Source organism: Bacillus sp. T-10(2022) (assembly GCF_056502895.1).
In genome coordinates, this window is sequence record NZ_CP113518.1 from 3,325,384 (window position 1) to 3,348,180 (window position 22,797).

Here is a 22,797-nt window from a genome sequence, read left to right on the forward strand (position 1 = left end):
AAAAATCGTCTCTCCTCTTTTTAAACGGGAGACACACGCCCAAGCATGACAACATATAATAATAACATACTGGAAAAATGAGAGGTGTCGGAAATGAGCGATAAACAATCATATTCACAAAAATCTCTAAGATATGATTTACTATCGTCTTATTACAAAAACAGCGATCCGCAATTGCATGATTATTATTACCAAAAACATTTGAAAAGTCTCGAAAAATCAACACAACAATTGGAATATGAACAAATGAATGCCCTGCTGCCTGCACAAGTACGCTTTTTACATGCTGCTCCAACAGCTCCCTCATTTGATGTTTATGTAAATGAAATGCGTATTCTTAAAAATTTCTCATATAAAGAGAACAATGGTTATTTACCATTCCCCACTGGCAAGTACCCATTGGAAATATACCGCAGCGGACAAAGCGCCTTACCCCTTTTAAGCTGTAAAGTGACACTCGAAAGCGGGACTTTCTATACCATTGCTCTTGCATCTGCCCTGGCTAATGAATCATTGAACATGTTATCTTTCGAAGATGATCCATTTGTTCCTCCAAATGAAGCAAAGGTACGATTCATCCAGCTTTCACATGATTTACTCTCGGTGGATATTGCCGTCAAAAATGGAGATGTCGTTTTTGATCAACTCCATTTCAGGAAAGCAAGCGAATATCTTAATATACATCCCATGATAGTAGACTTCGAAGTGCGGATAGCTGGGACAAAAGAGATCGCACTCCCTTTGCCAAACAAAGCCTTCCAAGTAAATACTCCCACAACCATTTATTTAATTGGTTCGAATCGGCAGTCATCCTCACTAGAAACCTTAACGCTATCTCCATAAATGGATAAAAAACCAGGATGCATCGATCCTGGTTTTTTATCCATCTATTCACTATCACTGTAATGATGATGGGATGGTCAATAAAAATGAAATATCATCATTTTTTAGATCGAATTCATTCGCCTTAACCCTAATATCGCTTTTCAGTTCCATATCCTGTAATGACACATAAATACTTTCGTCATTGGGACTGATGCTAACCCAATCCGGCATATTATAACGCTCATTAATTAAATTCATTACATATGAAACAGGAAGGTTCATTTTACCGACTTCAATTGATTTTTGCTTAAGAATCAAATCCCCATTCTTTTGGGCAATTGGTTCAAAAGTCAATTTCATTTCCACTTCACGGTTGAAAAATGGCATTGTTCCGTATAGCTCCACCTCATCCGTTAAATACACTTCGTAGTGAATGGATCCCGTCAACCCCTCTTTATCCAGATACTGGTTGATTAATCTTGTCAAATCTTCCCGATTCGTGTGAATTTGAAATTGGATATCTTCTTCATGGCTTACTTTGGGTATCAGATCTTTATCTTTAGTCGGCAGATTAACTAAAATCGTTACAAACAAGATGACCAGGATGTTTAGGGCTAATAGGGAAATAAACAAAGTCTTCCATTTGACATTTGTCATTCTTGGTCATCATCTCCTTTGGCACTCGCTTCCAATGTGTCCTTTCCGATAGTGGTAATATCCATATCATTATAGATTCTTGTCGCGATTAATTCATATCCGCGGTCATTTGGGTGAAAATAATCCTCGGCATACAGCAAATCTTCTTCGGAATTCTCGAAAATGTCTGCTATTTCAATAAAATAGGCTGAATCATATTCTTCAATGATCTCTTTTCCACTTTCATTCCAATCATTCATGATCATATCAAGTTCATAAAAATCTCCGAACCATTTGGAAAATGGATTATAGACGCCTACAAGGTAAATTTGCGCAGAATCATTTTCGGAACGAACCTTATCAAGTATCTGCCTTAATCTTTTTTCATACCCTATTTTTGCCGATTCAAACTGATTCAGCTCCAAGTTGGAGAAATTCTGTTTAAAGACCTTCATGATATCATTTCCACCGATTGTGACGACAATCGAGTCAGCTTGCTTTATGTCTTCTTTAATCCTAGTCTTATCCAGTCTTTTCAATAGTTGGTCGGTCCTATTTCCACGTATGCCATGATTAATCATCTCAACTGAAGTAATCGATGGTTCTTTTTCCAGCTTATTTTGTAAATAAGGCAGATACCCGCCATTATCTTTACTATCACCGACACCTTGAGTCAAGGAGTCGCCAATCGATACGATTTTCACTGGGTCCGGAAAAAAGCTGGCAGGAATGGTTTCCTTTTTACTCAGCTCAACTATGCTTTTCTGCTGAACAGATGGCTGATTTGAGGCTGTTTCACTTTGGCTGCAGCCTGAAATCCAAACTAGGCATATGAAAAGACAGGTGATTTTGTACCTCATGACCCTCACCTTCCTACCCATATATTATATCATGCAGAAAACGAAAGATTGCAAACAATATACCTTCATTGTACTTCCGGAATTGAGCATTCCTTACTATACAATATGAAAAATGCAGTGAATTAAAGCTAGTCCTATAAAAATTAGCATGTACTGAGCATGTAAAATCATTCTTCACTACCGCTGTTTCTTCAAAAACTTATTGCTCATTTTCATTAACGTTAAAGCTCTATAAAAAAGGATGGATGAAAACAGAAAGAACAGGTCATTTAACCTGTTCAATAATTCTGTAAAATTTTAATATGCTTAATGATTTCATCAAACGGAATATCCTGCAGACCTGTATAATCCATGATGATCTTTCCTTCTTGATCAATCAGAAAAAAACTGGTCCCATGAATCACCTGATCTTCTGCTTCTGGTTTTTTGACGATTGTTTTAAAGTTATCCAATGCAAACTGCTCGATTTCTTCCTGTCCATAACCGGTCAGAAAGTGCCAGTTGCCGTAATCCACATTAAATTGGTCACCAAACTTTTTTAAAACATCAGGTTTGTCAATTTCCGGGTCCACTGAAAATGAAACGAACTCTACATCTTTAATACCTTCATCTTTCAATTGCTGCTGCAGCTTCGTCATATTCGAAGTCATTGGGAGACAGACCGTCTCACAGCTTGTGAATATAAAATCAGCTACCCAAACCTTTCCTTTTAGATCGCTTTTTGAGAAAGGTTTCCCCTCCTGATTGATATAACTGAAATCTTCAAGGTCCCAATTTTTGGCATCAGGTACTCCATTGGAACCGCATGCTGTCAACAGCAATAAAATCGATGCTCCCATAGCTGCCATAAGCAATTGCAGCTTTCTCATCTCTACCCCGTCCTTTATGTATAAAATATTCTGTTACTTCATTTATTCTAACAGACCATTTGAAATGAGAACAGCAACTATTTCTACGAATTAAAGGCAATTGTAAAAGTGACAAAACCGCAGTTTCATATGGTATATCCTTATCAGTCCCAATAATACATGATCGCCATGGCGCCTTCACCTGTATGGGTACTGACAACGGCAGTCGTTGCTTCTATCTTTATGTCTTGATATCCTGTTAAGTCTGCAATGGCGTGGCGGACCTTATCCGCTATTTCAAGGCCATTCGCATGTACAAAACCAATGCCTCTAATCTTTTTGCCCTGAGTATCTTCTTTGAATTTCTTGATGATGAACTTCACGACCTGTGACTGGCTCCTAGCTTTGGATACAGGATTCAGTACACCATCATCAAGAAGTGCAATCGGCTTTATGTGCAGCAATGAACCGATAAAAGCAGAAACTTTGCCAATCCTTCCACCCTTAACGAGGTTATCAAGTGTTTCTATGACAATGATTAAACTTGACTGCTTTTTAATATGTTCCAGTCGATCAATTATTTCAGCTACGGATTTCCCTTCCTTCGCCATCTTCGCTGCCTCGATCACCTGGAATGACATCGCTTTTGAAATGAATTTCGAATCAAGAACGGTAACCTTCGTTTCGGACATGCTTGCTGCGCTTTCCGCTGAGCGAACTGTGCCGCTCATGCCACCTGTCATATGTATGGATATAATCTCGCTGCCGTCTTTTCCTAGTTCATCATATACCTCCACAAAGGTACCTATGGCTGGTTGTGAGCTTTTTGGCAGTTCTTTTGACTGGTTCATTCTTTTCAGGAATTCTTCTTGTTCGATTTCAACCTTATCCAAAAAAGTCTCCCCATCTATAAAAATCGATAAAGGGACCATTGTAATATCATAAAATTCCAGTTCCTCAGGTGTCATATCTACTGTCGAGTCTGTTACTATCTTTACTTTATTCATCATTACACATCCCTAAATTAACATATCTATTGTATTATACCTATTCAAGGTACGCATTCAAACCAAAGGTTTTCTTTTTTTTTCAAGTGAAGTGATACTAGTCTTTTGAAATGATCGCAAAAAAAAAGACCGTCCCATGAGCTAACTTGAACACATGCCGATTTATTCGTATTACATGGCATTCGTGTCATCTCTTTTAACGGAGAAGTTAGCTATGGAACAATCCGCATTAAGCATTATTTAGTAAACTTCCAAAAAAAAGCTTGTTATAAACGGGCCATTTGAGTACGGATGCTAAATAATGCTTAAATGAGTAATTTTCTTTATGATCTTTATTGGCAAAAACCTTCTTTACAAATACTTCCAAACGCACGGTCAACATAAAAAAATTCGGATCACTAGGCAGTAAGACAGGTATTTCTGAAATTGTGACCTTATGTCCAAAACAATCTTTGAATTCCAAGCATTTGAACATCAAAATATCAATCCTCATTTTTCACCGATTGCTTACATTATACACAATAAATCCAAAAGTATAAATATTCAAATGTGTAAAAAAACAGACAAATCAGATTGACTTTCACAAAAAAAAAGACCCATAAAGGGCAAAATGCCTTTATGGACCTCTTTTTATAAACCTTCCTCGTAGGTGCCTTCCCGCAAGCTTTCACGTTTCACCCTTCGTTTATAGACGACTTTAGATAAAGAAATACTGATTTCATATAATAACAGCAGCGGAACCATCACCATAAAGTCTGACATAAAGTCAGGCGGCGTAATCGATATCGCTATGACAACCAGTACAAAGTATGCATACTTCCTTAACTTTTGAAGCACATAAGGATTAATTATGCCAAGGGAGGTCAAAAACATGGTAACGACGGGAAGCTCGAATAAAACAGCAAAAGGTATCGTCATATTAAATACGAATGAAAAGTACTTATCCGCTGTAAAACTGGTTATGAACATCCCATCGCCCAATTCAATCAAAAATTGAAGAATGGTCGGGAAGATGACAAAATAACCGAAAGCAAGCCCTCCGATAAAAAGCAGGAAAAGTGCCGGAATATAGGCAAGGGTCGCCCTTACTTCATTTGGCATCAAAGCGGGTTTAACGAATAACCAGATTTGCAGGGCAATTACCGGTATCGTTGCCGCAATGGCTACAACACCTGCAAGCATAAAGTAAATCCAGATTATATCGCTCGGTCCCAATACCATCAGTTCAAAATCGAGATCCTTCACGAACCAATTATAAATCTCCTCAACATAAATAAAACTGGCGATAAAAAAGATGACAAAAGCAACAGCTGTAATGATGAGCCGTTTTCTCAATTCATCGAGATGATCGATGATATTTAATTCTTTATCTTCCAAAGTTGATCACGCCTTCATCTGAAAATCCGTATCTTGTTCCAGCATAAAGGCGCAAGACGATTCCATCTTACGCCCAGCATTCAATCATTCATGATTTTTTTGTTGCAGCTTCTTATCTTCTTCATAATCACCTTTTGTTAAATCACTAGTGGATTTTTTAAACTCACGAAGCGTTTGTCCAAAAGCACGGCCAATTTCTGGAAGTTTCTTAGGACCAAAGATAATTAATGCCAATATTAAGATGAGAATTAGACCAGGTACTCCAATGTTCGACATGGATACATCCCCTTTGGTGTTGTAATTAGACCTACTCCGATTATAATACCATTTCCAACCAATTGAAAGGGAACTGGCAATTCGTCATAGAATGGTAACAATTATCGACAGTATGCCCATATACGACTGGGCCGGCAGAATAAAATGTAAAAACATAGGTATTATTCTATCCTAATTTAACATTTTGTCCATGATTAAATCAATAAGTGAAATAAATTACTGTCTTTATTGACCTCTACAAAAGAGAATCCTTTCTTGTTCATCCTTTGAATGAGCCCTTCATAATCATTTTTATCTTTTAGCTCAATACCAACCAGTGCCGGCCCGCTTTCTTTATTATTTTTCTTCGTATATTCAAAACGGCTTATATCGTCATTCGGTCCTAACACCTCATCAAGGAATTCCCTTAAAGCTCCAGCACGTTGCGGAAAATTCACGATGAAGTAATAAAGCAGCCCTTCATATAATAAGGATTTCTCCTTAATTTCCTGCATACGCCCAATGTCGTTATTTCCTCCACTGACCATGCAAACAACCGTTTTGCCTTTGATTTGTTCTTTATATAAATCCAACGCGGCTACAGATATAGCTCCTGCCGGTTCAGCTACGATCGCATGCTGATTATATAAATCGAGAATCGTCGTACAGATTTGGCCTGGAGGGACGACAATGATATCTTCCAGGTTTTCTTTACAAAGCTGATATGTCAACTGTCCCACACACTTGACAGCTGCTCCGTCAACGAATGTATCTATGTTTTCAAGTTCAGAAACTTTTCCTTCCTTGAAGGAGTATTCCATCGAAGCAGCACCTTGCGGCTCCACTCCAATGCATTTCGTTTTTGGGGAAACCGATTTGAAATAACTTGATACTCCAGCCATTAAACCGCCACCGCCCATAGCAGCAAATACATAATCGATTCCATCTTCACAATCATTCAGGATTTCTACAGCCGTTGTACCCTGCCCGGCGATTACCTTTTCATCGTCAAATGGATGGATAAAGGAACGGCCTTCTTTTTCACAGCATTCCATCGCCATGGCAAATGCATCATCGAATGTATCCCCGATAAGGATGATTTCCACATTATCCCTGCCGAATAGCTGAACTTGATCGACTTTTTGCCTTGGAGTTGTAGCAGGCATATAAATTTTCCCGTGGATACCCAATTGGCTGCAGGAAAACGCCACTCCCTGTGCATGGTTTCCTGCACTGGCACAAACCACTCCATTCTTCGTCTCTTCAGCGGTCAGGCTTTTCATTTTATAGTAAGCCCCTCTTAATTTAAAGGAACGTACGTGTTGTAAGTCCTCACGTTTTAAATAAACATTACAATCATATTTTTCAGAGAGTCTCTGATTTTTTTGTAAAGGAGTATGCAAAACGATTTCTTTCAGTTCTCTATAGGCAATTAGAATATCTTCCAATTGAATCCCCCTATTCTTAGATGCAGTCTGATTCATAACAATCCCTCATTCCTTCCTAATGAATTCAATCATTATAGCACTTTACTGTTATTAATGTAATTGATTTTTCTAAAAATTCTTTCTTTTGTTTGTTTCATACCAAAAAAAACCCGATTATGGTCATTTCCCCATAATCGGATTAGCACTTTATTTTTTTTGCAGAATAATAAAATCATGGGCATATCGATTTTTTTCATCGATGCTGCCTGGGTTTGAAGAGATTTTATCCCATTCATTTTCATCAATCACGGGAAAGAAAGTATCACCTTCAAAGGTTTCATGGATTTCCGTTATATACAAGCGGTCGGTAAAAGGAAGGATTTCCTTGAAGATTTCAGCTCCGCCAATCACGAAGACTTCCTCATCTCGGTTATCTGCAAACGTTTTGATTTCTGCTATATCATGTAACACTACGCAGCCTTCCGCTTTAAAATCCTGATTACGGGTAACGATGACATTTTCGCGGCCAGGCAGGACCCTGCCAATCGATTCAAATGTTTTTCGGCCCATGACGATCGGATGGCCCATCGTCACTTTTTTAAAATACTGCAAATCTGCCGGTAAATGCCACGGCAGTTTATTGTTATTACCTATCACACGATTTTGATCCATAGCCACTATCAATGATATCATATGCTAACCTCACCTTTTATATGGGGATGGGCTTCGTAATTTTCCAAAACGAAGTCGTCGAAGCTAAAATCAAAGATATTTTTCACATCCGGATTGATTTTCATGATTGGCAATGGTTTGGGATCACGAGTCAACTGCAGTTCCACTTGTTCAAGGTGGTTAGAGTAGATGTGGACATCCCCGAAAGTATGTACAAATTCGCCAACTTCCAAATCACACACTTGGGCGATCATCATCGTTAAAAGCGCATATGAAGCTATATTAAAAGGAACACCTAAAAAGACGTCCGCTGAACGTTGGTATAGCTGGCATGAAAGCTTGCCATCAGCGACATAGAATTGAAAGAAAGCATGACAAGGCGGCAAGGCCATTTCGTCCAGTTCACCAACATTCCAAGCACTGACTATCAGCCTTCTTGAATTTGGATTCGTTTTGATTTGTTCAATCAATTCACTGATTTGATCGATTTGCCTTCCATCAGCCGTTCCCCAAGAACGCCATTGATGACCATAAATCGGACCTAATTCTCCCTTTTCATCAGCCCATTCATTCCAGATGCGCACGCTATTTTCCTGAAGGTAGCCAACGTTCGTATCACCCTTCAAAAACCACAATAGTTCATGGATAATCGCTTTTAAACTAACCTTTTTCGTTGTTAGTACAGGGAATCCATCTTTTAAATTGAATCTCATTTGATATCCAAAGGTACTGATCGTTCCTGTTCCCGTACGATCACCCTTTTGCGTTCCATTTTCGAGTACATGCTTACATAAATCTAAATATTGCTTCATGATAAACCACCTTTTCTACTTTCATTCTCCTTATTTTAACGTATTATTGCCCAATGTTTAATCTAATTGTTTAATAAAATTATAAGTCTTGGGTGCTTTTTGTCTAAGCAATTGATTTTGTTCATCGTTCACATAAAACATGGCAAACGTTTCTGCAAAGTATTCCTCAGGGTAATTGGAAAAATACGTAATCCCTGGAAACAGCCCATCCACTTCCTTACCCCAAATCTTCAAATAATCCATGTCTTCACGGATTCCATCAAACACTATATTATCAATTGAATGCCCCAGCTCATGCAGTTCCAAATTAACGGAGCCATGCCCGTTGCCCTTGTCACTTGCCCCGATTTTAACCAATACCGTATGTGATCCGCCCATACCAGGCACATCATCCCAAGTTGTTTCTTTATTCAAATAACCACGCGGGGTCTTCCCCTTTAATTTTGCCGCGGATTGATTTTCTGTTAAATCACCAGCGAATAGTTTGATCCTCACACCACTTTCAGCAGTTTTCACCAAGAGTGAATGAGGCAGTTTATTAATGGTACCAGCAATTTTAAGTGCTTCCCTTTCATCGTACTCCTCTTCTGGAAATAAAAATATTCGTTGCAATTCTTTATTGCCTTTAAAAAGTTCAGCTTGTCTTAAAAGATTATCTTTGGGTAAATTCCGCCATTTCACCCCTTCATCCTTCGCTAATGAATAGGAGAGCATTGAGAATGAAAAGACAAATAATGCAAGTATGGATAACCATTTCTTCCTTTTCACACGCTTCTCCCCCTTCTTCATCCATTCCTCATTTATGTTAAGTAAATATATGTTATTTAAATGCTCTAAACCTTTGATACTATTATATTAGTATAACATATTGCCCTAATGTAAAAACTCTATGTTTTTTTGGTAATTTGGGTTGCACATTCATCATTAGAAGAACCATTGATCCGCACTTTTCATATATCAACAGTATATAATCGTAAAAGGTTTAAGGTGATCGCATGGAAACCAATAATAAAAAAGCCATCTTGAATGAGCACCGTGAACTTGCTGAAGAAGTGCTTGATATTTACAGTTTAAGAGTGTTCATCATTCTCGACCTTTTTCTGTTCTCCATCTTATTTGGCATACTGCTGCATCCGCTACTGTCTTCACTTTGGCTTAACTTTTTATTGCCATTTCTTTTTTTCACAACATTTACAGCCCTTTTTCAAATACTTGATATTTTCCAAAATAAAAGCTGACATCGTATTTGATGTCAGCTTCAAACGGGTAGGCAACCTCGATGAAAATCGAGTTTGCCTACAGTTTTTTTATAGGTGTACAATTTAGACGTTGATTTCCGCTCCAGGCACTCGCTTTCCGCGGGCGGTCCGGGAGCCTCCTCGGCGCCTTTGCGACTGCGGGGTCTCCCCTGGACTCGCTTTTCCCGCAGAAGTCTCGCACACCCGCACCAATCAACTTTGTTTTAAATATGAGCTTTTTTATGGAAAGATCAAGAAATGGTAATATTCGTAATTGGGGAAGTCTAATTAAGAACAAAAAATCTTAAAAGAGCTTCGGGATATACCATCTGAAACTTTTGCGACAAAAAGCTGCCATCATTTTAGATGACAGCTTTTTTAATTAGTGCTCAACCATGTTCCTTGAGCTTTTTCCCTTTCTTCAAATGGAATATGATCGTGGTGCCGAAAATCAGCAAAATAAAGGCAAAAAAGATCGCCGGCGGAATTTCTATCCTTGCAACGGCCAATAACATTTTTATAGCAATGAATCCGATGAGGACATATGCGGCAGTTTCCAATTCAGGAACCTTATCTATCAATTTTAGAAATAATCCCGCCACTCCCCGCATCATCAAAACACCGATCATTCCGCCTGTCAAAAGCACCCAGACTTTTTCACTCACCCCGAATGCGGCCAAGACACTATCGACGGAAAATGCTATATCCATCAATTCCACTGCCGCAACCGTTCCCCATAAGGTACCAAACATACGGATCAGTATGCTGTTTTTACTCATTCCCTGAATATCTTCATCAGCTTGTTTTTTTCTTTTATCCCTAAAGTATTTAAATGAGAGCCAACCAAGATAGGCGGCTCCAATCACCTTCACCCACCAAAGCTTAATGAGGAAAACACCGATTCCAATCGCTATAAATCTAAAAGCGTAAGCACCTAATAAACCGTAAAAAAGTGCTTTTTTCCGTTGTTTTTCCGGAAGGTGCCTGACCATTACAGCTAATACCAAAGCGTTGTCCGCTGATAGCAACCCTTCCATTAATACGAGCGTTCCAATCAACCCCCAGCTCACCGGGTCGGATAAAACCTCCACCCACATATGCCAGTCAAAAAACTGCGCATACGTTTGCATGATATTATTTAACAACTCTGACATGATAAAGACTCCTCTGCTACTATAACAGCAAAATTAGAAAACCTTTTAAAATAACATTGTTCCCCGTTATTATAAAAACTCTACTTATATTTCAACACAAAATAAATACGTTGCATGACAACGTATCATTTCGATGCTATTAGAAATTCAATTCATTTTCATCATACTCTTACACTTACATAAAATCAACGAAACCAACCGCTATGAGATCCTTTGTTTACTCGTCCACTCTGGCGGCGTATTTTTATCCCAATATATTTTCCCTATATTATAATGGGTGGCAAATGAATCATGATGGGTATGATAATGAAAATCGAACCAATACCCTTCCAGTGGAGGGTTTTCCTGCCTGACATGGAATCTGATGATATCCTTGCCGCTGTTTGAATCATAAATATGAAAGATTTTTTCGGCCCTGCCCGCACTCGGCTGCTCAGTGATGGTTAATTGCTGTAATTTTCCATCTGGAAATTGGGCAGCCATTTCGGTAATGGCTTCTTCGATTTTTGGTAATATGGCAATTTTGAACTCATCACCAATTTTAGGATTGATCTTATCGCCAAATTTCACAAATGCGTTTTCCTCTGCCTTATTCATTATGCCCGATAAAAATTCTTCCCGGTTGAATTCCTCTTCCAGTTCAGTTGAATTTTGCGAAGGAAGATAGGATAATCCCTCTTCTTCCACTAACCCTTTTTTAGTATCCTTTAACGAATCGGCTTCCGCAAGCCACGCCAGATCTGAAGGAGTGACAAGACCAAACGTCAAAACGGATACTAAAATGACGAGACTTTTCCTGAACCAAACCGCCGCTTTCAAATCACACTCCCCCTCCTTTTTTGTATTGTCTTTATATTTAGTATACTTTTATTTTTTGGTAATTACGAATATATAGTTACCCATGTTTTAAAAATCAAAAAAAAGGATAAATACCTATATAAAGTTTATGAACTCGAAATGAACCCGTACTTTTTTATTAAATATCAATAAATTTACATTTAAATGAAGGATTTTGACGATTTTTGGAGAACTTAATTAGATTCAAGTCTTTTTAAGGAGGGGTCTTATATGGCTTCGACTGCCATGGTGGCTTTATGTCTTGTAACATTAGCATTTTTCGTATATTTATCATTTGCTGATTAAGAATAAATGAATACCTACGAAAAATCTCCTTGTCATTCTTCTACAATGACAAGGTTTTCTTTTCATTCAAACATAAGCCTTACCTTTTGGCAGATAAAAGGACTGAATAATGGAGGAATTATTTTGGAAAACAACAATGAGATCATTAAAGATAAGGATTACAAAAGGGAAACAGCTAAAGGGGACGCCGGAATGGTCGTTACAGCTCATCCGGTAGCCACCTCCATAGGGGAAAAAATATTACGTGAAGGTGGAAATGCTGTCGATGCGGCGGTCGCCATCCAATTTGCCCTGAATATTGTGGAGCCCATGATGACCGGTATCGGCGGAAGTGGTTTCCTAATGGTATATAACGCTAAAGATAAAGAAACGAAAATATACGATGGCCATGTAAGAGCACCTAAAGCCGCACATCGAGACATGTTTCTTGATGAAAAAGGGGAAGTCATCCCATTTAAAGAAAGATCAATCAAAGCCACAGCGGTAGGCATACCCGGAATACTGAAAGCTATGGATGAAGCACTCGCTGAAAATGGCAGTAAGCCATTAGCGGACCTCATCGAACCATCCATTGAATTTGCAGAAAAAGGAGTTCCCGTCAATTGGGTTCTTTGCGACGCTCTTAAAAATTTTGAATATCGATTGGGCGATGAAGCGCGTAAGTTCTTCATGCCAAACGGAAAACCCTATCAGGATGGCGATTTGCTAATAAAAGAAAAACTGGCGAATACCTATCGGATCTTACAACGTGAAGGAATTTCCGCTTTTTATGAAGGTGAAATCGGAGAAGGCATCATTTCCTGTATTCAGGAGCTTGGAGGGTTCATGGAGCTTTCTGATTTAAAGGACTATAAAGCTACAATCGATGTACCAATGTATGGGACTTATAAGGATTATCTAATTGCGTCATCAAATGCCCCAAGTGCTGGCGGATTCACGGTCATCCAAATCCTGAAAATATTGGAGAGCTTCCATATAGAACAATATGACGTCCGTTCTTGGGAAAAATATTATTTAATAGCAGAAGCGATGCGTCTGGCATTTACAGACAAAAAGGCATTTCTCGCTGATCCCGAATTTGCCGAATTGCCATTGACGGGTCTCATGCATGATGAGTATATAGCTAAACGCCGTTCATTCATTAATTTCAAAACAAGAAATAATGCCATTGACTTCGGAAACCCTTGGATTTATGATTCAGTGAAGCAAAGGGAAGTCATTCCACAGCCTAATGAAGAGGATATCAGTGAAACCACACACTTCACCGTCCGTGACAGATGGGGGAATATCGCAGCATGCACGTCTACAGTGGAACATCCATTCGGTTCAGGCATCATGGTTTCCGACTATGGTTTCATGCTGAATAACGAACTGACTGATTTTGATTCCATTCCAGGCGGCATGAATGAAGTGCAGCCCAATAAACGCCCAGTCAGCTGTAAAAGCCCGACCATCATCTTTAAAGACGGCGAGCCGATCTTGACGCTGGGTTCACCTGGAGGACCAACCATCATCAGTTCAGTCGTGCAAACGATCATCAATGTACTCGATATGAAAATGGATTTGAAAGCAGCCATCGAAGAACCTAGAATTTTCACTCCAATGGGCCCTCATATTGAATGGGAACCAGGAATTGATATGACCAGCAAAGGCCACTTGGAATCAATGGGCTTCGCCTTTAATGAAGTTCCCCACTCCATAGGGAATGTCCAAGCGATTCAAATCAACCCTGATGGCTCTAACTATGGTGCTGCCGATTCAAGCCGAGAAGGCTGTGCCATGGGCCTGGACGAAACAGATTATAAATCCTGATCACTGAATGGAAATGAAGCCAAAATGAAATTTGGATGTTTTTCTCTTTATTACGTCAAATCCAAATTCCTCAAAGCGGGAGCTGCGAAAATGGTCTTTCAACACGACTCTCTTTCGCGCAACCCGCTTGGCTTCTTTCATTATTTCCACAGATAAATCCTTACCTTCCGCAAAATGAGTCAGTCCCCTGATCCCATTCGATTCTTGAATCGTTTCTTCAAACATGGGATCGAAATATACGACATCAAAATGATTATCAGGCAATGTTTTCAAAATTTCGTAATGATCACCTTGCATGACCTCTATTCTTCTCATCGCAGAAATCATCGTTTCTTCTGCATCCTCCCATGTCTTCATCCCATGTTCCACGAGCAAGGCCAAATAATGATTTCCTTCCAGTGCGACAACCTGTCCATGTTCACCCACTTTGAAACTTGCGACAATCGCATCAGAGCCCAAACCCAAGGTACAATCAAGCACAGAGTTCCCTTCATTTATATCTCCGGCAATGAGAAATGGATCACTCTCTCCGCGCATTATTCTTTTTATACGGATCATCGCTAGGTTCGGGTGAAAAAAGAATGGTTCTTTTTCCTGGTATCGATATAACTCCATCCGCTTTTTACCAAAAACAAGGCAATCATCTTCACCCTGTTCCGCTTGGATATCTCTCACCGATCGTTTTCTTCGGGCTATAAAGGGGATATGTAATTCTTCAGCTAACCCTTTTGCTAATATCATCGTTTCTTTATCGGCTCTTCCTACTGTTGTGACAAACATGAATCCTACCCCTTCATACTCTCTTAAATTTGAAAAGAATGCCCTGTTTCCAGGACATTCCGCTTTATCACTTATTTTACTTGATTGAACGCTGCCAATAAATTTTCCATGATAGCTTCCATTGGCTGTCCTTCTATATCATGGCGTGGAATGAAATGTACGACCTCGTTGCCCTTTAAAAGAGCCATTGATGGTGAAGAAGGTTCTATTCCATCGAAGTATTCCCGCATTTTAGCAGTCGCTTCCTTATCTTGGCCGGCAAATACAGTTACTAAATGATCTGGCTTATTGTCTGCTTGCAGTACGGCTTGAGTAGCAGCTGGACGGGCTAACCCGGCAGCACAGCCGCAAACGGAATTCACGACCACTAGTGTCGTACCTTCTACCGATTCCATAAAACTTTCAACCGCTTCAGCGGATTCCAACTCATCAAAACCTGCTTGCACCAGTTCCGCACGCATTGGTTTCACCATTTGTTTCATATATTCATCATATGCCATCGACATAAAAAAAACCCCCTTGGTTACATTTCTTCAATTAGAGTAATCATACTATATTGTTAAGTGCATATGCAAAAATGACGCTTAAAGAGTTGTGAAATTCATTGTTCCTCACAAAGAGACATGGTGACAGAATCCACTTTCATTCTGCCACCATGTTTTAGTCTTCCTTTTAACTTAAACTTTCATCACTCCGCCTGAGCTGGCATTCGTTACAAGTTTGGAATAACGTGCTAAATAGCCTGTCCTGACTTTTGACTCGAAGCCCTTCCAATTCGCTTTGCGTTTTTCGAATTCTTCATCGGAAATTTCCAATTGGATTTTGCGATTATTCAAATCCAATTCGATGATATCACCATCTTCAACAAAGGCAATCGGGCCTCCCTCAGCTGCTTCAGGGGATATATGACCAATGCTGATGCCTCGAGATGCGCCTGAAAAGCGGCCATCAGTGATCAAACCGACTTTCGCTCCAAGTCCCCTCCCGACGATTTGGGAAGTTGGTGCCAACATTTCCGGCATACCCGGCCCACCTTTAGGCCCTTCGTAACGAATAACCACTACATCCCCTTCCTTAACCTTTCCGGTAATGATCCCGGAAAGTGCATCTTCCTGGGAATCGAAACAAATGGCAGGACCCCTGTGGTAGCCACCAACTGATGCGTCAACGGCGCCCACTTTTACGATGGAGCCTTGAGGAGCAAGGTTACCGAACAATACCGCAAGCCCGCCACGCTCAGAATGCGGATTATCCAATGGATGGATTACATCCTTGTCCAATATTTCACAACCTGCAACATTTTCGCGGAGCGTTTTACCTGATACAGAAAGGCAATCTCCATTAAAGGCACCTGGTTTTTTGAGTAACTCATTAATGACGGCACTTACACCACCGGCATTATGTACATCTTCAATATGATAATCGGATGCCGGTGCGATTTTCGCTAGATGCGGTACGCGGTTAGCTATTTCATTTATGCGTTCCATCGGATATTCAAAACCTGCTTCATGTGCCAATGCAAGTGTATGAAGAACGGTGTTGGTCGAACCGCCCATCGCCATATCCAATGCAAATGCGTTATCAATTGCATCAATCGTTACGATATCACGAGGCTTGATATCCTGTTTGATTATCTCCATCAACTGTTTAGCGGATTTCTTAACGAATTCCTTACGTTCTTCGGCTACCGCCAGAATCGTTCCATTTCCCGGAAGCGCAAGTCCCAATCCTTCAGCCAGGCAGTTCATGGAGTTTGCAGTGAACATTCCTGAACAAGAACCGCAAGTAGGGCATGCAACCTGCTCGATTTCCTGCAAATCCTCTTCATTGATATTACCTGCTTGATAAGCACCCACCCCTTCAAAAACGGATGTTAATGAAAGAGATTTACCATTTTTATCTTTACCTGCTTTCATGGGTCCGCCGCTTACGAATATTGTAGGAATATTGACACGAAGTGCTCCCATCATCATTCCCGGCGTTATCTTGTCACAGTTTGGAATGCACACCATACCGTCAAACCAATGTGCCGATACAACAGTTTCCACGGAATCTGCGATGATTTCACGGCTTGGTAAGGAATAGCGCATACCAATATGACCCATTGCAATTCCATCGTCTACCCCGATCGTATTAAATTCGAAAGGAACACCGCCCGCTTCGCGAATCGCTTCCTTCACTATTTTTCCGAATTCCTGAAGGTGGACATGACCTGGAACGATATCGATGTATGAATTACAAACCGCTATGAACGGTTTACCGAAATCTTCTTCTTTAACCCCTGCTGCCCGCAGCAGACTTCTATGTGGAGCTCGATCGACCCCTTTTGTAATCATGTCACTTCTCATATTTGATGTAGACATTTGTTGTACCCCCAATTTCCACTAAATGTTTAATGATTCAGAATAATATAATTTTTAGTATACTCTAAAAATTCTAACATATTTATATACAAATGCAACCATTCAACACTAAATATCTACAAAAATCATTTTACTAAAATAATAGAGATCAATTTTATATCTTAGAAACTAATATTTTGGGATTCGCCCTGAGGGGAACTTATGTCAAACGACTGGAAATGTCCCGCAAAAATAAAAAGGCATGCGGATTAAATCATCCGCATGCCTTTTGCCTGGGTTATTCCAAATCACTTGTCATTCGCTTGCCTTGATTCTGTCATTTGCTTCCAAACCGAACCTTTAGCTTCTTCCCCATTTTCTATACGGTCAATGGCCATCTTGACCTGAAGGGCCACTTCGAATTCAGGATCCTGTTCCGCTTGTTTAAGATAAGGGAGGGTCGTTTCATTTCCCACTTCGTATAAAAACATCGCCGCCCTCCATCTAACCAATTTATTTTTATCCGAAAGTGATTGAGCCATTTCTCCCATCGCTTCTTCAAAGCCAAGATCTGATAAACAATCACCAGCCGTTCGTCTTACGGCCGCACTTTTATCTTTCATTGCTTTATACAAGCTCGGGAGCACTTTTCTATCCTCGATCATACCCAAGTATACGACCGCGAGCCTTCGAATGGAGACCTTACTGTCGGAGAGTGCCATGTCCAATACGGGTATATCATCAACCGTTGGATCTTCCATTTGTTCTAAAGCCTGATAACGCTTTTCCCAGCTTTCGTCATTCAGCATTTCTGCAGTAAGTTTAATTTTTGGCCGTTTCAGAAATGCTTCCTTCGTATCCACCATTTCATTTGCAGCGGCTACTAGCCGATTAATTCGTTCTTCCGGATAAGCTGCAATCAGCTCGTCCGATACTTCCTTCACGATATCTTCCATATCACCATATCTTACGCCATAATCCTTCCATTTTCGAAGCAGGACTACATTGTCATCTTCTTTTTGGGCAGCTGCAATGCCCTTTATGAAATATTCCGGTAAGGCAAAACGTTTTTCGTGTAAGCTATCACTAGCTTTAATTTGCATCGGAATGCCCTTGAATTGTTGAATGGCAACAGTTACTTCTCCGTAATGTTCATTTAATGTTGTTTGTTGATTTTGTTCTTCGGTTTTTTCCCCGAAAACCTGACGGATTTGGACCAAGATATCTTTCCAATCATATTTCGCATTCCGCTCAACGGCTAAGAAATCCGCAACATGATATACCCCTTTCACTCCCTCGATCGTAAATAAATCTTTGATCAGCTGGGGTGCCTGATCAGCTTGATCTTTCTTATAATTATTGCTTTTACCAGCTAATAGCTCTTCAGTTAAATTGATTTTCATTGTATTCGGACTTGGTGTAGGTTCTATCGACTTAATTTTCAATGCATTTCTCTCCTTTTACAAGACGTTTCCATGTACTAGATATTATCACATCGGCAACAGATTCTCATGCAATTGAGATTGGCAAAAAAAAGACCGATCCAAGTTTGCTCCCTTGGACCAGTCTCCACACTCATTCCTCTTCCAATTTTTCCGCTAAATACGTCCATCTTTCCATCAAATGCTCTAATTTATCCGTTAGTTCCTTTTCTTCTTCGAGCAGCAGGCGGACTTTTTCAAAATCGCTTCCCGCCGCTGACATTTCTGATGTTATGTCTTTCAGGCGCAGCTCGGCCCTTTCCATGTTCCCTTCGATTCCTTCCCATTCCTTACTTTCCGCATAGGTCAGTTTTTTCTTTTTCTTTTCGGTCCGGTTCATCTGAGGTTCCGGTGCTTTTACCGGCACGGCCTCTTCCGTCTTTTCTTCCAAGAACTCTGAATAATTGCCGTAATAGAAATCAATTTCACCTTTATTCTTGAAAACAAGAAGCTGATGGCACGTCTTATCCAGGAAATACCTATCATGTGATACGGTAATGACCACACCTGAAAACGTTTCTAAATAATCCTCCAGAACGGTCAAGGTTTGCGTGTCCAAATCATTCGTCGGTTCATCCAAAAGCAGGACATTAGGTGCCGACATCAATATGTTAAGGAGATATAATCGCCTTTTCTCCCCACCGGACAGCTTGCGGATTGGCGTTCCATGCGATCCCATAGGAAACAAGAACCTTTCAAGCATCTGCGCAGCCGATATGAAACTGCCATCTTTAAGGGCGATGGAATCCGCCGTTTCACGAATATACTCTATCATGCGCAAATTCTCATCCATATCGACGCTTTCTTGCGTATAGTAGCCTATTTTCACGGTTTGACCTTTTTCCAGGTTACCTTCATCTATGGATTCCCGTCCGGCCAGGATATTTAACAAGGTTGACTTTCCACTGCCATTATTACCGACGATCCCAATCCGATCACCAGGTTTGAAGAGGAAGGAGAAATGGTTGATGATGGTTCGATCACCGAAGGATTTAGAAACATCCTGCATCTCAAGCACCTTTTTCCCAAGACGGGCACCGCTTAATTCCATTTCCAGGTTCTCGGTTTTCTGCTTATCCTTTACACCTGATTCCAATGTTTCGAAGCGTTGGATCCTGGCCTTTTGTTTCGTTGTACGGGCCTTGGCTCCTTTACGGATCCAAGCCAGTTCTTTTTTGAATAGACTTTCCTTTTTCGTTCTTTCAGCTGACTCGTTCTCTTCACGAATGGCCTTTGATTCTAAATAATCCGCATAGTTTCCTTTGTATTCGAAAAGCTGAGTTTGGGCAATTTCCCAAATCTTATTGGACACACGATCAAGGAAATATCGATCATGGGTTACAAATAAAACGGACTTTTGATATTTCCCCAAATATTCTTCAAGCCAAGTGATGCTTTCGAAATCGAGATGGTTTGTAGGCTCATCCAAAATCAGTAAATCAGGGGTCTCAATCAAGGTTTTTGCCAGGGCCGCACGTTTTTTTTGGCCGCCTGACAGTTCCCCCAATTTCCTTGAGTGATCAGGAAGACCAAGCTTGGTCAAAATCGTTCTGGCATTGGCACTTGTATCCCAGGCGCCAAGCGTGTCCATATCCTGCTGTTGTTTTAACAAACGGTCCTGTACTGCGCCATTCTGCGGATCTACCTGGAGTTGAACGAGCGTCTTTTCATATTCTTTAATCAACGAAAATACAGGAGTTGAACTTTCATACATATATTCCATGATCGTCAATTTCTCATCAAAATGCGGGTCTTGGGATAGATAGGAAATCGTGTAATCATTCGGGTGATCCTTCGTTCCTAAATCACTGTCTTCCAACCCTGCGATAATATTCAATAATGTCGATTTACCGGTGCCGTTTATTCCAACGATCCCGATTTTCTCCCCTTCGGTAATGGAAAAAGAGACATCTTTAAAAAGCAGCTTTTCCCCTTGGGTTTTCATTACATGTTCCATGCTAAAAACTTTCATAATCGTACATCCCATTCCTTATTAAATTCCTCTAAAAATCCAATCATATATTCATGCCTTTCACTTGCAATCTTCTTGGCTGTACAAGTATTGAGCATATCTTGCAAACGCAATAACTTTTCATGAAAGTGATGAATGGAAGAGCTTTTGCCATCCCTGTATTCCTTCTTGGTCATGTTTTCCCTTATCGGCAATGAAGGATCATACATAAGTTGTCCCTTTTTTCCGCCAAATGCAAATGTCCTGGCTATACCAATGGCACCAATTGCATCCAAGCGGTCCGCATCCTGAACAATTTCAGCCTCGATCGAGGGAAGCTTCAACTGCCCTGCACTATATGAAATTGTATTGATGATCTGTTTGATGGCATCCACACTATCAATATCCAACTTTATTTCATCAAACCAAGCATCAAGCTTTTTCCAGCCTCCATCGGCTTCCTGGTTTAGTTTATCATCCGGGATATCATGAAGCAGAGCTGCCATTTCAATGATGAACACATTTCCTTTTCTTTCTTCTTTTGCAATATGTAAAGCCAGCTTACGAACCCGATCGATATGAAACCAATCATGGCCGCTGGCATCAGAATTCAATTGGTCATATACATACTTCTCCGTTAATTCAATCATCGTTTGTTTCATTTCACCACTCCATGTCCTTTCTATTTTACCATGGTTCTCAATAATGGTGTGCTTTAATCTTCATTGAACCAACTGAGTCCAATCGTCTGTTCGCCGGTATGCACCCCGATGGCACTGCCCAGTGGGGATACATGGGTCAACACATGAGGAAATTCTTCGGAAATCATCTTTTTCCATCTATGTGTCTGCTCCGACACTGCACCATATAATATGGTGCATTCTTTTACTTTGCCCGCTTCGACTGATCTGCGAAAATCAGTGAAGATCTGTTTTTCCGCTTTTTTAAGGTTCCGGGGTTTGGATTTAGTATGAAGCAAACCGTTTTCGATTGAAATGATAGGTTTAAAGCTCAATAGGCTACCTAGAATATACTGGGCGTTTGTTAATCTGCCGCTGCGGTGCAGCTGATCTAAAGAACCTATTAATACATAGGTTTCATGGTTATCCGCATACATTCTCGTTTTGACGAAAGCCTCATTGACGGAATCGCCATTATCCATATGATGCATGAGCCGTTTCAAGATTAATAGCATCGGAAAGGAAATAAGTAAAGTATCAAAAACGTCAACGGGAATCGTAACCATTTGTGCCGCTTGCCTGCTCGCGGAAACGGTGCCGCTCAATTCGCTTGAAAGGTGTACGGCTATGATTCGATCATAGCGTTTTTCAAGCTCCTTATATAACTCTTGGAATTTGCCGACCGACGGCTGTGACGTAGTGGCGGTGATTTTTTCCTCACTCATCCGCCGGTATAATTCCTCAGGTAATAGGTCGATGCCATCTTCGTATTCCTTCCCATCGATGATGACGACCATCGGAACGACGTATACATGTTCATTCAATGATAATTCTTCGTCTAAAGTTCCCGTACTGTCTGTTACCCATGCAATTCGTTCCATGTTTTCCCCCCTCATTTGTGTCTTTTATTATATTCAACATCCCAACCATCTGTCCCCTCAAAAAACGGATGCATGCAATAAATTTCTTACCTTAAAAAAGAGCCCAACAGAAGCTTCCGTTGGACTCGATATCATTGCTCATAATAATTTTTTTATATCCTCTTCCATTTCCAGAGGTTTTGTTTTAGGCGCATACCGGCTGACGATATTTCCATCTCGGTCAATCAAGAACTTTGTAAAATTCCATTTTATTGATTTGGACCCCATCACTCCAGGAGCATTTTCAGTCAAATAGCTGAATAAGGGATGGGCTTCCTTTCCATTAACATTCACTTTGGCAAACATCGGGAATGTTACTCCATGATTCAATTTGCAGTATGAATCGATTTCCAGATCATCACCAGGCTCCTGATTCAAAAACTGATTACACGGAAAACCAAGTACGACAACCCCATCCTCTTTATATTGCACATACAGGCTTTGCAAATCATCATACTGTGGCGAAAAACCGCATTTGCTTGCGGTATTCACTATGATCATCACTTTCCCTCTATATTCCTCAAGCGAGATGGTTTCGCCATTAATTTTATTGACTTCAAATTCGTAAATGGACATA

The 22,797-nt window shown here is 40.2% G+C and carries 24 protein-coding genes; 3 read left to right on the forward strand and 21 right to left on the reverse strand.

The window, feature by feature from the left end; translation table 11 throughout:
• The first annotated feature begins 93 nt into the window (after window positions 1–93).
• Window positions 94–843, forward strand: coding sequence for a DUF4397 domain-containing protein (locus tag OSJ91_RS16225; RefSeq protein WP_485890055.1), 750 nt, complete (start codon window positions 94–96; stop codon window positions 841–843).
• Window positions 844–897: 54 nt separating this feature from the next.
• On the opposite strand, the gene OSJ91_RS16230 is transcribed toward OSJ91_RS16225, so the two are convergent.
• The 11 genes from OSJ91_RS16230 to OSJ91_RS16280 form a co-directional block, all read right to left on the reverse strand.
• Window positions 898–1,482: a YpmS family protein gene (locus OSJ91_RS16230; protein WP_350299162.1), complete on the reverse strand. Its 585-nt coding sequence runs from the start codon at window positions 1,480–1,482 to the stop codon at window positions 898–900.
• On the reverse strand, window positions 1,479–2,321 hold the full coding sequence (locus OSJ91_RS16235) for an SGNH/GDSL hydrolase family protein (RefSeq protein ID WP_350299163.1): 843 nt from the start codon (window positions 2,319–2,321) through the stop codon (window positions 1,479–1,481). Before OSJ91_RS16235 ends, OSJ91_RS16230 begins: the two co-directional genes overlap by 4 nt.
• 278 nt (window positions 2,322–2,599) lie before the next feature.
• Window positions 2,600–3,190 (reverse strand): SCO family protein, encoded by a 591-nt coding sequence (locus OSJ91_RS16240; RefSeq protein ID WP_485890056.1) that lies wholly within the window; start codon window positions 3,188–3,190, stop codon window positions 2,600–2,602.
• A gap of 143 nt (window positions 3,191–3,333) precedes the next feature.
• Window positions 3,334–4,176, reverse strand: a complete 843-nt coding sequence (locus OSJ91_RS16245) for a DegV family protein (protein ID WP_485891914.1) — start codon at window positions 4,174–4,176, stop codon at window positions 3,334–3,336.
• A gap of 229 nt (window positions 4,177–4,405) precedes the next feature.
• Window positions 4,406–4,669, reverse strand: a complete 264-nt coding sequence (locus tag OSJ91_RS16250; RefSeq protein ID WP_306804680.1) for a DUF2535 family protein — start codon at window positions 4,667–4,669, stop codon at window positions 4,406–4,408.
• 137 nt (window positions 4,670–4,806) lie between these two features.
• A complete protein-coding gene (gene tatC, locus OSJ91_RS16255; protein WP_101225286.1) occupies window positions 4,807–5,553 on the reverse strand; it encodes a twin-arginine translocase subunit TatC in 747 nt (248 codons plus the stop codon).
• An 84-nt stretch (window positions 5,554–5,637) separates the two neighbouring features.
• Window positions 5,638–5,829 (reverse strand): twin-arginine translocase TatA/TatE family subunit, encoded by a 192-nt coding sequence (tatA, locus tag OSJ91_RS16260; protein ID WP_034307557.1) that lies wholly within the window; start codon window positions 5,827–5,829, stop codon window positions 5,638–5,640.
• A 194-nt stretch (window positions 5,830–6,023) separates the two neighbouring features.
• Window positions 6,024–7,292, reverse strand: coding sequence for a threonine ammonia-lyase IlvA (ilvA, locus tag OSJ91_RS16265; protein ID WP_241590365.1), 1,269 nt, complete (start codon window positions 7,290–7,292; stop codon window positions 6,024–6,026).
• A gap of 150 nt (window positions 7,293–7,442) precedes the next feature.
• Window positions 7,443–7,928, reverse strand: coding sequence for a dihydrofolate reductase (locus OSJ91_RS16270; protein WP_485890057.1), 486 nt, complete (start codon window positions 7,926–7,928; stop codon window positions 7,443–7,445).
• The gene (locus tag OSJ91_RS16275) at window positions 7,925–8,719 is read right to left on the reverse strand and encodes a thymidylate synthase (RefSeq protein ID WP_350299167.1); all 795 of its coding nucleotides are present in this window, start codon (window positions 8,717–8,719) and stop codon (window positions 7,925–7,927) included. Before OSJ91_RS16275 ends, OSJ91_RS16270 begins: the two co-directional genes overlap by 4 nt.
• Before the next feature lie 57 nt (window positions 8,720–8,776).
• Complete coding sequence (locus OSJ91_RS16280; protein ID WP_485890058.1) at window positions 8,777–9,487, reverse strand: anthrax toxin lethal factor-related metalloendopeptidase; 711 nt, start codon at window positions 9,485–9,487, stop codon at window positions 8,777–8,779.
• A gap of 227 nt (window positions 9,488–9,714) precedes the next feature.
• Between OSJ91_RS16280 and OSJ91_RS16285 the strand changes: the two genes are divergently transcribed.
• A complete protein-coding gene (locus OSJ91_RS16285) occupies window positions 9,715–9,957 on the forward strand; it encodes a hypothetical protein (RefSeq protein WP_485890059.1) in 243 nt (80 codons plus the stop codon).
• A gap of 389 nt (window positions 9,958–10,346) precedes the next feature.
• On the opposite strand, the gene OSJ91_RS16290 is transcribed toward OSJ91_RS16285, so the two are convergent.
• Window positions 10,347–11,111, reverse strand: coding sequence for a TerC family protein (locus tag OSJ91_RS16290; RefSeq protein ID WP_350299170.1), 765 nt, complete (start codon window positions 11,109–11,111; stop codon window positions 10,347–10,349).
• 201 nt (window positions 11,112–11,312) lie between these two features.
• The gene (locus tag OSJ91_RS16295; RefSeq protein WP_350299171.1) at window positions 11,313–11,930 is read right to left on the reverse strand and encodes a YpjP family protein; all 618 of its coding nucleotides are present in this window, start codon (window positions 11,928–11,930) and stop codon (window positions 11,313–11,315) included.
• Window positions 11,931–12,377: 447 nt separating this feature from the next.
• Here OSJ91_RS16295 and ggt point away from each other — a divergent pair, with 447 nt between their 5' ends.
• Window positions 12,378–14,066 (forward strand): gamma-glutamyltransferase, encoded by a 1,689-nt coding sequence (gene ggt / locus OSJ91_RS16300; RefSeq protein WP_350299172.1) that lies wholly within the window; start codon window positions 12,378–12,380, stop codon window positions 14,064–14,066.
• On the opposite strand, the gene OSJ91_RS16305 is transcribed toward ggt, so the two are convergent.
• The 8 genes from OSJ91_RS16305 to OSJ91_RS16340 form a co-directional block, all read right to left on the reverse strand.
• On the reverse strand, window positions 14,067–14,846 hold the full coding sequence (locus OSJ91_RS16305; protein ID WP_485890060.1) for a class I SAM-dependent methyltransferase: 780 nt from the start codon (window positions 14,844–14,846) through the stop codon (window positions 14,067–14,069).
• 71 nt (window positions 14,847–14,917) lie between these two features.
• The gene (locus tag OSJ91_RS16310; protein ID WP_350299174.1) at window positions 14,918–15,352 is read right to left on the reverse strand and encodes a BrxA/BrxB family bacilliredoxin; all 435 of its coding nucleotides are present in this window, start codon (window positions 15,350–15,352) and stop codon (window positions 14,918–14,920) included.
• A 171-nt stretch (window positions 15,353–15,523) separates the two neighbouring features.
• A complete protein-coding gene (gene ilvD, locus OSJ91_RS16315; protein WP_396020428.1) occupies window positions 15,524–17,209 on the reverse strand; it encodes a dihydroxy-acid dehydratase in 1,686 nt (561 codons plus the stop codon).
• Between the two features lie 287 nt (window positions 17,210–17,496).
• Window positions 17,497–18,633 (reverse strand): conserved virulence factor C family protein, encoded by a 1,137-nt coding sequence (locus OSJ91_RS16320; RefSeq protein ID WP_350299175.1) that lies wholly within the window; start codon window positions 18,631–18,633, stop codon window positions 17,497–17,499.
• Between the two features lie 130 nt (window positions 18,634–18,763).
• Window positions 18,764–20,641 carry an ABC-F family ATP-binding cassette domain-containing protein gene (locus tag OSJ91_RS16325; protein ID WP_350299176.1) on the reverse strand — a complete coding sequence of 626 codons (1,878 nt, stop codon included), beginning with the start codon at window positions 20,639–20,641 and terminating at the stop codon, window positions 18,764–18,766.
• Complete coding sequence (locus OSJ91_RS16330; RefSeq protein WP_350299177.1) at window positions 20,638–21,282, reverse strand: HD domain-containing protein; 645 nt, start codon at window positions 21,280–21,282, stop codon at window positions 20,638–20,640. Before OSJ91_RS16330 ends, OSJ91_RS16325 begins: the two co-directional genes overlap by 4 nt.
• Window positions 21,283–21,335: 53 nt before the next feature.
• Complete coding sequence (locus OSJ91_RS16335; RefSeq protein ID WP_350299178.1) at window positions 21,336–22,181, reverse strand: DegV family protein; 846 nt, start codon at window positions 22,179–22,181, stop codon at window positions 21,336–21,338.
• A gap of 138 nt (window positions 22,182–22,319) precedes the next feature.
• The gene (locus OSJ91_RS16340; protein WP_350299179.1) at window positions 22,320–22,796 is read right to left on the reverse strand and encodes a glutathione peroxidase; all 477 of its coding nucleotides are present in this window, start codon (window positions 22,794–22,796) and stop codon (window positions 22,320–22,322) included.
• Window position 22,797 lies beyond the last annotated feature (1 nt).